12 protein-coding genes and 1 tRNA gene are annotated in these 15,504 nt (G+C 69.4%); 11 read left to right on the plus strand and 2 right to left on the minus strand.

Annotation, left to right across the window (positions count from 1 at the left end):
- Window positions 1-68 precede the first annotated feature (68 nt).
- Entirely contained in the window at window positions 69-965 is an 897-nt protein-coding gene (locus tag BSL84_RS08570; RefSeq protein WP_045322443.1) for a DUF4184 family protein, read from the plus strand.
- 40 nt (window positions 966-1,005) lie between these two features.
- Here the strand turns inward: BSL84_RS08570 and polA are convergent, their stop codons facing one another.
- Window positions 1,006-3,729, minus strand: coding sequence for a DNA polymerase I (gene polA / locus BSL84_RS08575; RefSeq protein WP_075970109.1), 2,724 nt, complete (start codon window positions 3,727-3,729; stop codon window positions 1,006-1,008).
- 200 nt (window positions 3,730-3,929) lie between these two features.
- On the opposite strand from polA, the gene BSL84_RS08580 reads away from it, so the two are divergent.
- The 8 genes from BSL84_RS08580 to BSL84_RS08615 all read left to right on the plus strand — a co-directional run bounded on the left by BSL84_RS08580 (window position 3,930) and on the right by BSL84_RS08615 (window position 13,728).
- Window positions 3,930-6,200: an FdhF/YdeP family oxidoreductase gene (locus BSL84_RS08580; RefSeq protein ID WP_045322456.1), complete on the plus strand. Its 2,271-nt coding sequence runs from the start codon at window positions 3,930-3,932 to the stop codon at window positions 6,198-6,200.
- Between the two features lie 55 nt (window positions 6,201-6,255).
- Window positions 6,256-6,741, plus strand: a complete 486-nt coding sequence (locus tag BSL84_RS08585) for a PaaI family thioesterase (RefSeq protein WP_075970110.1) — start codon at window positions 6,256-6,258, stop codon at window positions 6,739-6,741.
- A gap of 306 nt (window positions 6,742-7,047) precedes the next feature.
- Window positions 7,048-7,380, plus strand: coding sequence for a hypothetical protein (locus BSL84_RS08590; protein WP_234363426.1), 333 nt, complete (start codon window positions 7,048-7,050; stop codon window positions 7,378-7,380).
- Window positions 7,381-7,920: 540 nt separating this feature from the next.
- Window positions 7,921-9,153, plus strand: coding sequence for a branched-chain amino acid ABC transporter substrate-binding protein (locus BSL84_RS08595; RefSeq protein ID WP_030026539.1), 1,233 nt, complete (start codon window positions 7,921-7,923; stop codon window positions 9,151-9,153).
- Window positions 9,154-9,270: 117 nt separating this feature from the next.
- Window positions 9,271-10,203: a branched-chain amino acid ABC transporter permease gene (locus BSL84_RS08600; protein ID WP_030026538.1), complete on the plus strand. Its 933-nt coding sequence runs from the start codon at window positions 9,271-9,273 to the stop codon at window positions 10,201-10,203.
- 5 nt (window positions 10,204-10,208) lie between these two features.
- Window positions 10,209-11,939, plus strand: a complete 1,731-nt coding sequence (locus BSL84_RS08605; protein WP_045322446.1) for a branched-chain amino acid ABC transporter permease — start codon at window positions 10,209-10,211, stop codon at window positions 11,937-11,939.
- Between the two features lie 5 nt (window positions 11,940-11,944).
- Entirely contained in the window at window positions 11,945-13,015 is a 1,071-nt protein-coding gene (locus tag BSL84_RS08610) for an ABC transporter ATP-binding protein (RefSeq protein ID WP_079273426.1), read from the plus strand.
- Entirely contained in the window at window positions 13,012-13,728 is a 717-nt protein-coding gene (locus BSL84_RS08615; protein WP_030026534.1) for an ABC transporter ATP-binding protein, read from the plus strand. The genes BSL84_RS08610 and BSL84_RS08615 overlap by 4 nt, the downstream gene beginning before the upstream one ends.
- Before the next feature lie 70 nt (window positions 13,729-13,798).
- Here BSL84_RS08615 and BSL84_RS08620 read toward each other — a convergent pair whose 3' ends face one another.
- Window positions 13,799-14,455 carry an ANTAR domain-containing response regulator gene (locus BSL84_RS08620; RefSeq protein ID WP_030026532.1) on the minus strand — a complete coding sequence of 219 codons (657 nt, stop codon included), beginning with the start codon at window positions 14,453-14,455 and terminating at the stop codon, window positions 13,799-13,801.
- A gap of 93 nt (window positions 14,456-14,548) precedes the next feature.
- On the opposite strand from BSL84_RS08620, the gene BSL84_RS36010 reads away from it, so the two are divergent.
- Both BSL84_RS36010 and BSL84_RS08625 read left to right on the plus strand, forming a co-directional pair.
- Window positions 14,549-14,631, plus strand: a tRNA-Leu gene (locus BSL84_RS36010).
- 89 nt (window positions 14,632-14,720) lie between these two features.
- Window positions 14,721-15,497 carry a hypothetical protein gene (locus BSL84_RS08625; protein WP_030026531.1) on the plus strand — a complete coding sequence of 259 codons (777 nt, stop codon included), beginning with the start codon at window positions 14,721-14,723 and terminating at the stop codon, window positions 15,495-15,497.
- Window positions 15,498-15,504: the final 7 nt, after the last annotated feature.

Here is a 15,504-nt window from a genome sequence, read left to right on the forward strand (position 1 = left end):
GTCGGGACCCTTCGGGCGCATTGGCCCGAAGTAAAGGAACGTGCACGGAACGTCCCAGGAGAGGTGCCATGCCCTTCACTCTCAGCCATGCGGCCGCCGTGCTGCCGGCCGTCCGCCGGACGGGGCGGGCTCGGGGCCCCCTCGTGGCCTCGGCGCTCGTCCTCGGCTCCTTCGCGCCCGACACCTTCTACTTCACGGACGCGATCGTGGAGGGTGTCATGGCGTACGGCGCCTTCACGCACTCACTGCCCGGCGTACTCACCCTGGACGCGCTGCTCACCGCCGTGCTCGTGGGCTGCTGGCTGCTGCTGCGCGAGCCGCTGGTCGCCCTCCTGCCGCGTGCCCGGCAGGGCCGGGTGCACGCCTTCGCACGGGGTGAGCAATGGCGCGAGGGCCGCCGACTGCCCGCGCTGGCCGCCTGGTTCTACGTCTCGGCGGTCATCGGATCGCTCACGCACGTGGTGTGGGACAGCTTCACGCACATGGACCGCTGGGGGACGAACGCGATGCCGTGGCTCGGCGAGCCCGTCGCCTTCGGCTTCCCGGCCTACACCTTCCTGCAGTACGGCAGTTCGGCGGTCGCGGCCTGTGCGCTGCTCTGGTTCACGGTGACGGCGCTGCGCCGGCTGCCCGCGTCCCCGGCGCCCGCGGAGGTGCCGGTGCTCGGCCGTGCCGAGTACTGGGCCTGGGTGACGCTGATCGCGGTGTGTGTGGCGGCCGGGGTGACCGGGCGCGTGATCCGCTTCTTCACCTTCTTCGACCGGATCCGTACGCCCCTCGACATCATCCCGACCGTCTGCTTCGGGGCGGGCGGCGGACTGGCCGTCGGCCTGCTGCTCTACGGGCTGCTGGTGCGGCTGCGCCACCGCGGCGACGGCCGCGGCCGCGACGGGCACCCGGCGGCGGACGGGCGCGTGGACGAGGGAAGGGACGAGGAGACGCGGACGCCCCTGCCCACCGCCTGAGCGGTCGGGGGCAGGGGCGCCGGGGCGTGCCTCGGGACGGTCAGTGCGCGGCGGATTCCCAGTCCGCGCCGACGCCGACCGACACGTCCAGCGGGGCGCGCAGCTCGACGGCTGCGCCCATCTCGCGGCGCACCAGCTCCTCCACCCGCTCGCGCTCGCCGGGGGCGATCTCCAGCACGATCTCGTCGTGGACCTGGAGCAGCATCCGCGACCGCAGGCCCGCCTCGGCGATCGCCCTGTCCACGCGCAGCATCGCGACCTTGACGATGTCGGCGGCGGTGCCCTGGATCGGGGCGTTGAGCGCCATCCGCTCGGCGGCCTCGCGGCGCTGGCGGTTGTCGCTGTTGAGGTCGGGCAGGTACCGGCGGCGGCCGAAGATCGTCGCCGTGTATCCGGTGGCGCGGGCCTCGTCCACGACGCGCTGGAGGTAGTCGCGGACCCCGCCGAACCGCTCGAAGAAGGTCTCCATCAGGCCCCGTGCCTCGGCGGGCTCGATGCCGAGCTGCTGGGACAGGCCGAAGGCGGACAGGCCGTAGGCCAGGCCGTACGACATGGCCTTGATCTTGCGGCGCATCTCGGCGTCGACCTGGTGGCGCTCCACCCCGAACACCTGGGAGGCGACGGTGGTGTGCAGGTCCTCGCCGGTGGCGAACGCCTCGATGAGGCCCTCGTCCTCGGACAGGTGCGCCATCACCCGCAGCTCGATCTGGCTGTAGTCGGCCGTCATCAGCGACTCGAAGCCCTCGCCGACGACGAAGCCGCGGCGGATGGCCCGCCCCTCGTCGGTGCGCACCGGTACGTTCTGCAGGTTCGGGTCGGTGGAGGACAGCCGGCCGGTCGCGGCGACGGTCTGGCTGAAGCTGGTGTGCACCCGGCCGTCGGCGGCGATGGTCTTGACCAGGCCCTCGACGGTGACGCGCAGCTTGGCCTGCTCCCGGTGACGCAGCATGATCACCGGGAGTTCGTGGTCGGTCTGCGTGGCCAGCCAGGCCAGCGCGTCGGCGTCCGTGGTGTAGCCGGTCTTGGTCTTCTTCGTCTTCGGCAGGTCCAGCTCGCCGAAGAAGACCTCCTGCAGCTGCTTGGGCGAGCCCAGGTTGAACTCGTGGCCGACCGCCGCGTGCGCCTCCTTGACCGCCTGCTGCACCGCTCCCGCGAACTGCTGCTCCATGGCCTCCAGGTGCTCGCGGTCCGCGGCGATGCCGGCGCGCTCCATCCGGGCGAGCAGCTCGGAGGTGGGCAGCTCCATGTCGTGCAGCAGCTCCGCGGCGCCCACCTCGGTGAGCTTGCCGGTGAAGGCGTCGCCCAGGTCCAGGACGGCGCGGGCCTGCGCCATCAGCGCCTCGGCCTCGGCCGTCTCGTCGGCGCCGAAGGCCAGCTGCCCGTCGGCGGCGGCGGGGGCCAGCTCACGGTGCAGGTACTCCGTCGACAGGGCGTCCAGCGCGAAGGACCGCCGGCCGGGCTTGACCAGGTACGCGGCGAGCGCCGTGTCCATGGTGATGCCGGCCAGGCTCCATCCGTGCTCGGGGAAGACCCGCATCAGACCCTTGGCGTTGTGCACGACCTTGGGCCGGGCCGCGTCCGCCGCCCACGCCGCGAAGGCCCGCTCGTCCGCCTCGTCGAGCTCGGACGGCGTGAACCAGGCCGCTGCCCCGCCGGCGGCGGCCAGCGCGACCTCGCTGACACTGCCCTGGCCCAGCGCCCAGCTGTCGACGGTGGAGATGCCCAGCGGCCCGCCGCCGTGGCTCTCCAGCCACGGGGCCAGCTCGCCCGTGCCCAGCACCCGGCCGTCGAGCTCCACGCCGGGCGCGGGCGCCGGCGCGGCGTCCTGCTCGGCGGCGCCCGGGTCCACGGCCAGCAGCCGTTCGCGCAGCGACGGGTTGCGGATCTCCAGCACGTCCAGCACACCGGTCACCGCGGCCCGGTCGTACGGCAGGCGGCCCAGGTCTGCGGGGGTCCTGGCCAGCTCCACGTCCCTGACCATCTCGGTCAGGACCCGGTTGAGCTTGACGGCCTCCAGGTGGTCCCGGAAGTTCTGCCCGGCCTTGCCCTTGACCTCCTCGGCACGCTCCACGAGCTCCGCGAACGACCCGAACTGGATGATCCACTTGGCGGCGGTCTTCTCCCCTACACCCGGGATGCCCGGCAGGTTGTCGGACGGGTCGCCGCGCAGCGCCGCGAAGTCCGGATACTGCTGCGGGGTGAGTCCGTACTTCTCCTCGACCTTCTCCGGCGTGAAGCGGGTCAGCTCCGAGACGCCCTTGGTCGGATACAGCACGGTGGTGTGCTCGGAGACGAGCTGGAAGGAGTCCCGGTCACCGGTGACGATCAGCACCTCGAAGCCGAGGGCCTCCGCCTGCGTCGCCAGCGTCGCGATCACGTCGTCGGCCTCGAAGCCGTCGACCGCGAACCGCGGCACCTTCATCGCGTCCAGGAGCTCGCCGATCAGCTCGACCTGCCCCTTGAACTCGTCGGGCGTCTTGGACCGGTTCGCCTTGTACTCCGGGAACTCCGTCGACCGCCACGTCTTGCGGGACACGTCGAACGCCACCGCGAAATGCGTGGGCGCCTCGTCGCGCAGCGTGTTCGCCAGCATCGACGCGAAGCCGTAGATGGCGTTGGTCGGCTGCCCCGTCGCGGTCGTGAAGTTCTCCGCGGGCAGCGCGAAGAACGCCCGGTACGCCAGGGAGTGCCCGTCCATGAGCATCAGGCGGGGGCGGTCCGCTGCGGTCGTCTGGTCCGTCTTCTTCGATGCTGAATCTGCCACGTCCCCGATCCTAGGCGCCCCCGCCGACAATCCCGGCCGCTCGCCTCCCCGGGCGCATCCGCCCCGGCGGACGCCCCCGGCGCACCGGCCCCGGCGCCGCGAACACCGGACCGCCCTCCCCCGACACCCGTGGATCGTGCAAGGATCGAAAGACGCGGCCACCCGTGCTGCGCACGTACGTACGCTCGAAGGGGAGCGCGATGGCGACCAAGCCGCCCACAGGCGATCCGGTACAGGACGCACCGCAGGTCACACCGCCCAAGCACGCCGCCGCCGGCCTGCCCGCGATCGGCCACACCCTGCGGATCGCGGGCGCGCAGATGGGCCTCGCCCGCACCGCCCGCACCCTCCTCAAGGTCAACCAGAAGGACGGCTTCGACTGCCCCGGCTGCGCCTGGCCCGAGGGCGACAAGCGGCACACCGCCGAATTCTGCGAGAACGGCGCCAAGGCCGTCGCGGAGGAGGCCACCCTGCGCCGGGTCACCCCCGACTTCTTCGCCGCGCACCCCGTCGCCGACCTGGCCGGCCGCTCGGGCTACTGGCTCGGCCAGCAGGGCCGCATCACCCAGCCGATGTACCTCCCCGAAGGCGGCGAACACTACGAGGCGATCAGCTGGGACCGCGCCTTCGCGATCATCGCCGAGGAGCTGACCGCCCTCGACTCCCCCGACGAAGCCCTCTTCTACACCTCGGGCCGCACCAGCAACGAGGCCGCGTTCCTCTTCCAGCTCTTCGCCCGCGAGTTCGGCACCAACAACCTGCCCGACTGCTCCAACATGTGCCACGAGTCCTCGGGCTCCGCACTGACCGAGACCATCGGGATCGGCAAGGGCAGCGTCTCCCTCGAAGACCTCCACCAGGCCGACCTGATCATCGTCGCCGGGCAGAACCCGGGCACCAACCACCCGCGCATGCTCTCCGCCCTGGAGAAGGCCAAGAACGCCGGCGCGAAGATCATCTCGGTGAACCCGCTGCCCGAAGCCGGCATGGAGCGGTTCAAGAACCCCCAGACCCCCTTCGGCATGCTCAAGGGCACCGCCCTCAACGACCTCTTCCTCCAGATCCGCATCGGCGGCGACCAGGCCCTCTTCCGCCTCCTCAACAAACTCGTCATCGAAACCGACGGCGCCACCGACGAGGCCTTCATCCGCGAGCACACCCACGGCTACGAAGACCTCGCCGCCGCCGCGAAGGAAGCCGACTGGGAGGAGACCCTCACCGCGACCGGCCTGACCCGGCCCGAGATCGAACGCGCCCTCGCCATGATCCTGGCCTCCCGCCGCACCATCGTCTGCTGGGCCATGGGCCTCACCCAGCACAAGCACGCCGTCGCCACCATCCGCGAGGTCGTCAACCTCCTCCTGCTGCGTGGCGACATCGGACGCCCCGGCGCCGGCGTCTGCCCCGTACGCGGCCACTCCAACGTCCAGGGCGACCGCACCATGGGCATCTTCGAACGCCCCGCGCCCGCCTTCCTCGACGCCCTCGACAAGGAATTCGGCATCACCTCGCCCCGCGGCCACGGCTACGACGTGGTCCGCTCCATCCAGGCGATGCGCGACGGCCGCGCCAAGGTCCTCTTCGCCATGGGCGGCAACTTCGTCGGCGCCACCCCCGACACCGACGTCACCGAGGCCGCGATCCGCCGCACCGCCCTGACCGTGCACGTCTCCACCAAGCTCAACCGCTCCCACGCCGTCACCGGCCGGCGCGCCCTGATCCTGCCCACCCTCGGCCGCACCGACAAGGACGTCCAGGCCTCCGGCCGGCAGTTCGTCACCGTCGAGGACTCCATGGGCATGGTCCACGCCTCCCGCGGCAACCTCGCCCCCGCCTCCCCGCACCTGCTCTCCGAACCGGCGATCGTGGCCCGCATGGCCCGCGCCGTCCTCGGCGCCGCCTCCACCACCCCCTGGGAGCAGTTCGAGCGCGACTACGCCGCCATCCGCGACCGGATCTCCCGCGTGGTCCCCGGCTTCGAGGACTTCAACGCCCGCGCCGCCCGCCCCGAGGGCTTCCGCCTCCCCCACGCCCCACGCGACGAACGCCGCTTCCCCACCGCGACCGGCAAGGCCAACTTCACCGCCGCCCCCGTCGAGTACCCGCGCGTCCCGCCGGGCCGGCTGCTCCTGCAGACCCTGCGCAGCCACGACCAGTACAACACCACCATCTACGGCCTCGACGACCGCTACCGCGGCATCACCGGCGGCCGCCGCGTCGTCCTGGTCAACCCCTCCGACGCCGCCGAGCTCGGCCTCGCCGACGGCTCCCACACCGACCTGGTCAGCGAGTGGAAGGACGGCGTGGAACGGCGCGCACCGGGCTTCCGCGTCGTGCACTACCCCACCGCCCGCGGCTGCGCCGCCGCCTACTACCCCGAGACGAACGTGCTCGTACCGCTCGACTCCACCGCCGACACCAGCAACACCCCGGCCAGCAAGTCCGTCGTCGTGCGCTTCGAACCGGCCTGATAGAACGACCACAGGACATGAAGGTTAACGAGCGTTGACGAACGGAGCCTGACCCATGGGTGAGCAGCACGCAGTGAAGTTCCCGCAGGAGGTACTCGACGAGTACGCGGCCCTGGGCGTCGACCTGCCCGCACTGTTCTCGGCCGGCGACCTCGGCGAGCGCATGGACATCCGCATCCTGGAGGCCTCCGCCGACCGCGTCGTCGGCACCATGCCGGTCAAGGGCAACACCCAGCCCTACGGACTGCTCCACGGCGGCGCCTCCGCCGTACTGGCCGAGACCCTCGGCTCGATCGGCGCCATGATGCACGGCGGCATCAACAAGATCGCCGTCGGCGTGGACCTGAACTGCACCCACCACCGGGGCGCCCGCAGCGGCATCGTCACCGGCGTCGCCACCCCGGTCCACCGCGGCCGCTCCACCACCACCTTCGAGATCACCGTCACCGACGAGCAGGACAAGCGGATCTGCACCGCCCGCCTGACCTGCCTGCTGCGCGAAGTCGACCAGCCCCCCGCCGACACCAACGCACAGGCCTGACCCGGCCGCGCGTCTCGCCGCCCCTGCGCAGGGCACCCGGGCCCGGACCCCGCCCCTCACCGGCGGCGGATCCGGGCCCGCGCCGTCCCGGAGCCACCGGCACGCCGCCGCGCACCGCGGCCGGTCGGGGCGGCCGGGCGGGGGGACGCCGGTCGGGCAACCGCCCGGAATCCGCCAGTCCGCACGCTTCGCGGCGACATCTGTTGTCTCGCCGGTGGCCACCGCCTACCGTCCCCCCATGGGGACCATGCCACGCACGGCCCGGTACGCCGCCCACACCCTCCTCGCGGCGCTCGCCCTGACGGCATGCTCGTCCTCCGCGCCACCCCCCGCGGCGGGCTCCGCGGGCGCCTCGTCCCCCACTCCCGCCTCACCCGTGCAGTGTGCACGAGCCTGGTGTCCTACTGGGCGAAGGAGACCCTTCTGGGCACGAAGCGGTCCGGCCTCGACTGGGAGCAGAAGGGGCTTTCCAACGACCAGTACGCGATCCACGAGGACGCGGTGGCCGCGGGACGGGCCGAGGAGCGAACTGCCGGGCGGGACAAGGCACTTGAGCTGATCGACCGCTTCGTCGCGCGACGCTGCGACGAGCAGGCCGGCGCGGCCGGCGGTTCGGAGACCCGGCGCCCCCCGGTGTGACCGGCGTCACCGCATTCCGAGCACGCTGTCCGCCTTCCGGTCAGGCACCCCCGCGGGCACGAACCGCAGGTGGGAGGCCTTCTCGCCACCAGAACATGATCGTTCACATTCCCGCCACACCGCCGCAGTCATCACTCTGCGTAATGCACAGGATGGTCGGAATCCGTCTTTTCCCTTGAGAATGACCACCCGGAGGATTCTTTCGGACACGCGCAGCCACATTCGGCTGAATTTGATCTAAGACAGGTGCATGAAGGCCTCAAGCCCCTTAGGAGAACAGGTATTTCTCATCATGCGGACATTCCCAGGGGTACCTAAATGTCCGAATTGTTCAAACTCTCACCACGCATTCTTGGCCTTGGCATAACAAGAGCGTCACATCCTCCTTTCCCGCCTCCCGGTGCTCGCCACCTCGGCCCTAGAGTCACGGCCAGTCACCGCGCCGCAGAGCGCGAATCAGCACGGCCGTGGACCTCTCCAGTGCGGCCCGGCGACCCAACGGCACCTCGACAGAGGGCTGCGCCAGGGAAAGGAAGAATCGTGCGACACCGTTCTTTGCTCATCCTCACCACCGTGATCACCACGGGAGCACTGACCCTCACCGCTTGCGGATCGCGCGACGGAGGCTCCAAGGACAACAGCGGCGGCAAGAAGACCGTCGTCGTCATCGGCGTCGACGCCCCGCTCACCGGCTCCCTCTCCGCTCTCGGTCAGGGCATCAAGAACTCCGTCGACCTCGCGGCCAAGACGGCCAACAAGAACAACGAGGTCCCGGGCATCGAGTTCAAGGTCGAGGCCCTCGACGACCAGGCCGTCCCGGCCTCCGGCCAGGCCAACGCCACCAAGCTCGTCGGCAACAAGGACGTCCTCGGCGTCGTCGGCCCCCTGAACTCGGGCGTCGCCCAGCAGATGCAGGGTGTCTTCGCCTCCGCCAAGCTGGCGCAGGTCTCCCCCGCCAACACCAACCCCTCGCTCAGCCAGGGCGACAACTGGGGCAAGGGCGAGTTCAAGCGCCCCTTCGACACCTACTTCCGCACCGCCGCCACCGACGTGGTCCAGGGCAAGTTCGCCGCCCAGTACCTCTTCAAGGACGCCGGCAAGAAGAAGGTCTTCATCGTCGACGACAAGCAGACCTACGGCGCCGGCCTCGCCGCCATCTTCGCCGAGGAGTTCAAGAAGCTCGGCGGCGAGGTCGCCGGCACCGACCACGTCACCGTGAAGGAGACCGACTTCTCCTCCACCGCCGACAAGGTCAAGTCCTCCGGCGCCGACTCCGTCTACTTCGGCGGCCAGTACCCCGAGGGCGGCCTGCTCGCCGACCAGATCAAGAAGACCGGCGCCAACGTCCCCCTCATGGGCGGCGACGGCATCCAGGACCCCGCCTTCATCAGCGCCTCCGGTGAGGCCAACGAGGGCGACCTCGCCACCTCCATCGGCTACCCGGTCGAGAAGCTCCCCACCGCCAAGAAGTTCATCGAGGACTACAAGGCCGAGGGCTACAAGGACCCGTACGCCGCCTACGGTGGCTACTCCTACGACGCCGGCTGGGCCGTCATCCAGGCCGTCAAGGCCGTCGTCGCCGCCAACGACGGCAAGGTTCCCGCCGACGCCCGCGCCAAGGTCGTCGAGGCCCTCGGCAAGGTCTCCTTCGAGGGCGTGACCGGCAAGGTCGCCTTCGACGAGTACGGCGACACCACCAACAAGCAGCTCACGGTCTACAAGGTCGAGGGCGGCAAGTGGGTCGACGTCAAGAGCGACACCTTCAACCAGTAAGCCCGTAGCACCCAGCACCACCCGTAACACCCGCACCACCTGAACCATCGCCGCGCGAGGGCGCAAACAGTGCCCTCGCGCGGAGTCTTATCCGACACGCTCATCGGAGGCCCTGCGGTGCACGAACTGCCGCAACAGCTGGCCAACGGCCTGGCCCTCGGTGCTCTCTATGGCCTCATCGCCATCGGGTACACCATGGTCTACGGCATCGTCCAGCTCATCAACTTCGCCCACGGCGAGATCTTCATGATCGGCGGCTTCGGCGCGCTCACCGCCTACGCCATCCTCCCGACCGGCACCAGCCTGCTGATCGCGATACCCGTCATGATCGTCGGCGGCGCCATCTGCTCCGTCGCCGTGGCATGCGCAGCCGAACGCTTCGCCTACCGCCCCCTGCGCAGCGCCCCCAGGCTCGCACCCCTCATCACCGCAATCGGCCTCTCGATCGCGCTCCAGCAGCTCGTCTGGCAGTTCTACCCGGACGCCAAGAAGGCCGTCAGCTTCCCCGAGTTCACGGGCCCGGCCTTCAAGATCAGCGACAGCCTCGCCATCCAGCGCGCGGACCTCTTCGTCCTCATCCTCGCCCCCCTCTGCATGCTCGCCCTCGGCGTCTTCGTCCAGAAGAGCCGCAGCGGCCGCGCCATGCAGGCCACCGCGCAGGACCCCGACACCGCCAAGCTGATGGGCATCAACACCGACCGCATCATCGTCATGGCCTTCGCCATCGGTGCCGCGTTCGCCGCCGTCGCAGCCGTCGCCTACGGCGTCGACAAGGGCCAGATCAACTTCGAGATGGGCTTCATCCTCGGCCTCAAGGCCTTCACCGCAGCCGTCCTCGGCGGCATCGGCAACATCTACGGAGCCATGGTCGGCGGCGTCGTCCTCGGCCTCGCCGAAGCCCTCTCGATCGCCTACATCGAAGAGATCCCCGGCATGCAGCAGCTCGGCGGCGGAGCCTGGTCCAACGTCTGGGCCTTCGTACTCCTCATCGTCGTCCTCCTCGTGCGACCCCAAGGCCTGCTCGGCCAGCGCGTCACGGATCGGGCGTGAGAACCATGACCACAGACACCACCCCGCAGACGCAGACGCAGACCGCGAAGACGGCACCCGCACCCGCCGCGCTCCTCTACGCGATCATCGGCGGCAGCCTCCTCACCATCGTCAGCGCCTTCCTCGCCTGGACGTGGACCGCCGACTTCCCCGGCGACCTCACCTTCTACGGCAGCCCCGCCGACCTGCAGTACATCACCCTGGCCGGCGCCGCCCTCACCCTCGTCCACGCGCTCTCCGCGCTCGGCGTCAAGGGCTTCAACTGGCTCACCCCCGCCGGCTCCCGCAAGCCCATCTGGTTCCTCGCCCTCGGCAACGCCGCAGCCACCTGGTTCACGGTGATCGCGATCACCGTCGTCCTCGGCGGTGTGATCAACCTCGAACCCGGCGCCTACGTCGCCCTCGTCGGCTCCCTCGTCCCGGCCCTTGCCGCGTACAAGCTCCCCGACGACACCCGCAAGGTCACCCCGGCCAAGAGCACGCTGCCCAACTGGGCCGAAATCCTCATCATCACCGGCGTCTTCGCCCTCGGCCTCTTCGTCATCACCTTCGGCATCGACACCGATGACAAGGAACCGCAGCTCTTCGTCGCCTACCTGATCACCGTCGGCCTCGCGGCCCTCGCCCTGAACAAGTCGGGCCTCCTCGCCCGCTTCTCGGTCCTCACCGCGAACAACCGCCAGGTCACCCTCCTCGGCACCGCGGCCGCCGCGATCGCCTTCCCCTTCATCCAGCAGAGCGGCGACACCTACACCCTCATCGCGGTCAACATCCTGATCTTCGCGACCGTCGCCCTCGGCCTCAACATCGTCGTCGGCCTCGCCGGCCTCCTCGACCTCGGATACGTCGCCTTCCTCGGCGTCGGCGCCTACGCCGCGGCCCTGGTCTCCGGCAGCACCGCCTCCGCCTTCGGCATCCACCTCCCCTTCTGGGCGGCGGTCATCGTCGGCGCCATCGTCTCCCTCGTCTTCGGCGTGGTCATCGGCGCACCGACCCTCCGACTGCGCGGCGACTACCTCGCCATCGTCACCCTCGGCTTCGGAGAAATCTTCCGCATCGCCATGGGCAACCTCGACGGCACCTCCGGCCCCGACATCACCAACGGCCCCAACGGCATCCCGAACGTCCCCCACCTCGAACTCTTCGGGTGGAACTTCGGCGAATCCCACACCGTCGCCGGCATCGAACTCGGCGCCTACGCCAACTACTACTTCCTGATGCTGCTGGTGATGGCCCTGGTCGTCCTGGTCTTCGCCCGCGCAGGCAACAGCCGCATCGGCCGCGCCTGGGTCGCCATCCGCGAGGACGAGACCGCCGCCGAAGCCATGGGCATCAACGGCTTCAAGGTCAAGCTCATCGCCTTCGCCCTCGGCGCCACCCTCGCCGGCCTCGCCGGCACCGTCCAGGCCCACGTCAACACCACGGTCGTCCCCGAGAACTACGTCTTCGCCGGGCCCGTCCCGCCGAACTCCGCGTTCCTCCTCGCCGCAGTCATCCTCGGCGGCATGGGCACCATCCGCGGCCCCATCCTCGGCGCCGCACTCCTCTTCCTGATCCCGGCGAAGCTGGCCTTCCTCCAGGACTACCAGCTCCTCGCCTTCGGCATCGCCCTCATCCTCCTCATGCGCTTCCGCCCCGAAGGCCTCATCGCCAACAAGCGCGCGCAGCTGGAGTTCCACGACGACACCGCTGACCAGGCCCCCAAGGACCTGGCCACCGCCAAGGCGGGGGCGTGAACGACATGACGACCACCACAGACACCACCACCACGAAGACCACGGTCCTCGAAGCCAAGGGCGTCACCATGCGCTTCGGCGGCCTCACCGCCGTCAAGGGCGTCGACCTCCAGGTCAACGCAGGCGAGATCGTCGGACTCATCGGCCCCAACGGCGCCGGCAAGACCACCTTCTTCAACTGCCTCACCGGCCTGTACGTCCCCACCGAAGGCGAAGTCACCTACAAGGGCAAGGTCCTCCCGCCCAAGCCCCACCGGGTCACCGAGGCCGGCGTCGCCCGCACCTTCCAGAACATCCGGCTCTTCCACAACATGACCGTGCTGGAGAACGTCCTCGTCGGACGCCACACCCGCACCAAGGAAGGCCTCTGGTCCGCCCTCCTGCGCGGCCCCGGCTTCAAGAAGGCCGAAGCCGCCAGCGAGGCACGCGCCATGGAACTCCTGGAGTTCATCGGCCTGGAACACAAGGCCGACCACCTCGCCAAGAACCTCCCCTACGGCGAGCAGCGCAAGCTGGAGATCGCCCGCGCCCTCGCCAGCGACCCCGGCCTCATCCTCCTGGACGAGCCCACCGCCGGCATGAACCCGCAGGAGACCCGCGCCGCCGAAGAGCTCATCTTCGCGATCCGGGACATGGGCATCGCCGTACTCGTCATCGAGCACGACATGCGCTTCATCTTCAACCTCTGCGACCGCGTCGCCTGCCTCGTCCAGGGCGAAAAGCTCATCGAAGGCACCGCCTCCGAAGTCCAGGGCGACGAACGCGTCATCGCGGCCTACCTCGGCACCCCCTTCGAGGGCGAGCCCGGCGCGGCCGAAATCGCCGAGGTCGAAGCGGCGGAAGCCCACGCCGAAGCCGAGGCACACGCCGACGCCGAGGCTGGAGCCGAGGCCGACGCCGAAACGGCCACCGAGACCGAGGCGGAAGCTGCCGCGGACGACGACGAGGCCCCCGCGGCCGACTCGGACACCGAGGCCACCACCGACTCGGACACGGACGCCGACGCGGACGCCGACGCCGACGCCGACGCCGACAGCACCACCCGCACCACCAGCACGGACGGAGAGGCCAAGTGACCGCACTGCTCAAGGTCGAGGACCTCAAGGTCGCCTACGGCAAGATCGAAGCCGTCAAGGGAATCTCCTTCGAAGTCAACGAAGGCGAAATCGTCTGCCTCGTCGGCACCAACGGCGCCGGCAAGACGACCACCCTGCGCACCCTCTCCGGGCTCCTCAAGCCCACCTCGGGCAGCGTCGTCTTCGACGGCCAGCCCATCGTCGGCGTCCCCGCCCACAAGATCGTCTCCCTGAAGCTGGCACACTCCCCCGAGGGACGCCACATCTTCCCCCGGCTGACGATCGAGGAGAACCTCCAGCTCGGCGCCTTCCTCCGCAGCGACAAGGACGGCATCGAGAAGGACATCCAGCGCGCCTACGACCTCTTCCCCATCCTGGGCGAACGTCGCAAGCAGGCCGCCGGCACCCTCTCCGGCGGTGAGCAGCAGATGCTCGCCATGGGCCGCGCGCTCATGTGCCAGCCCAAGCTCCTCATGCTGGACGAGCCCTCCATGGGCCTCTCCCCGCTGATGATGCAGAAGATCATGTCGACCATCGCCGAGCTCAAGGCCTCGGGCATGACGATCCTCCTCGTCGAGCAGAACGCCCAGGCGGCGCTCTCCCTCGCCGACCAGGCGCACGTCATGGAGATCGGCAAGATCGTCCTCTCCGGCACCGGCCAGGACCTCCTCCACAACGAGGACGTCCGCAAGGCCTACCTCGGCGAGGACTGACAGAACGTGTGAGGCCCGCCTCCCCTCGGGGGGAGGCGGGCCTCACGCATGTTCCGGGACGGCGCGGAGACTACCTGCCCCCGCTCTCCTTCTTCTTCGACTCGGCGTCCTCGATGACCACCTCGGCCACCTGCTGCATCGACATCCGGCGGTCCATGGAGGACTTCTGGATCCACCGGAACGCGGCCGGCTCCGTCAGCCCGTACTGCGTCTGCAGGATGCTCTTCGCCCGGTCGACCAGCTTGCGCGTCTCCAGCCGCTGCGAGAGGTCCGCGACCTCCTGCTCCAGCGCACGCAGCTCCGCGAACCGGGACACCGCCATCTCGATGGCCGGCACCACGTCGCTCTTGCTGAACGGCTTCACCAGGTACGCCATGGCCCCGGCATCCCGGGCCCGCTCGACGAGGTCGCGCTGCGAGAACGCCGTCAGCATCAGGACGGGCGCGATCGACTCCTGCGCGATCTTCTCGGCGGCGGAGATCCCGTCGAGGACGGGCATCTTCACGTCGAGGATCACCAGGTCGGGCCGGTGCTCACGGGCGAGCTCGACGGCCGTCTGCCCGTCGCCGGCCTCGCCGACGACGGTGTAGCCCTCTTCTTCGAGCATCTCTTTGAGGTCGAGACGGATGAGCGCCTCGTCCTCGGCGATGACGACGCGGGTCGTCAGCGGCGGAACGTGCGACTGGTCGGCGTCGGGCGTGGGCGTCGACTCGTGCTCGGCGGTCACGGGGGCTCCTTTTGCGGGGCTCTGCTGCTCAGGATGAGCCTACCTAGAGGCGGAGTGAGCGCAGCACAGGGTACTCTTACGACGCTGTCACCAGCCCGGTTGGAGGAACTGGTCATACTCGCGGTGCTCAAACCACCGTGCCTTCGGGCATGTGGGTTCGAATCCCACACCGGGCACAGATTGACGCAATAGCGGACGTTCACATTCGCGTGAATGTCCGCTTTTTGCTGCACACGGCCCCCGACCGGTGACGCACAGTGGCGGCATGAGACTGCACAGCCTGGAAGTCCGCCAAACGGCACTCTCCCTGTTACGCAGCGGGACGAAGAATGCCGAAGTGTCGCGGCGGCTCAACGTGCCGGTCGGCACGATCAGCCATTGGAAGCACATCGACCGCGCGAAGCGCGGTGAGTGTCCCGGCGCCCACGTTCCCGAGTGCCCGCGATGCGACGGCAGCCCGCTCGACTCGGAGGCCTATGCGTATGCGCTGGGTCTGTATCTGGGTGATGGCCACATAAGCCACTACTCCGGTCACCGTGTACCGACTCTCCAGATCACCTGCGACGACAAATGGCCGGGTCTCATGGACCATGCCGAAGAGGCGATCCGACGGCTGTTCCCGTACAACCGGGTATGCCGAGCGAAAAAGGTTGGGTGCCACGACGTGAAGGTGTACTCGAAGCATCTGGAGTGCCTGTTCCCGCAGCACGGGCCCGGGAAGAAGCATGAGCGGCGGATCATCCTTGAGGACTGGCAGCAGGAGATCGTCGACGCGCACCCGTGGGAGTTCGTTCGGGGGCTGATCCACTCCGACGGGTGTCGGGTCACCAACTGGACCGTGCGGAACGGCAAGCGGTACGAGTACCCGCGGTACTTCTTCACGAACAAGTCCGACGACATCCGGAAGCTCTGTACCGACACGCTCACGAAGGTCGGGGTCCGGTGGACGGTCCTGGCCCGCGGCAGTGACCCCTTCAACGTGTCCATCGCCCGTAAGGACTCCGTCGCGCTCATGGACGCCCACATCGGGCCGAAGTACTAGGCCGAGG

This window comes from Streptomyces sp. TN58 (assembly GCF_001941845.1).
GTDB lineage: Bacteria > Actinomycetota > Actinomycetes > Streptomycetales > Streptomycetaceae > Streptomyces.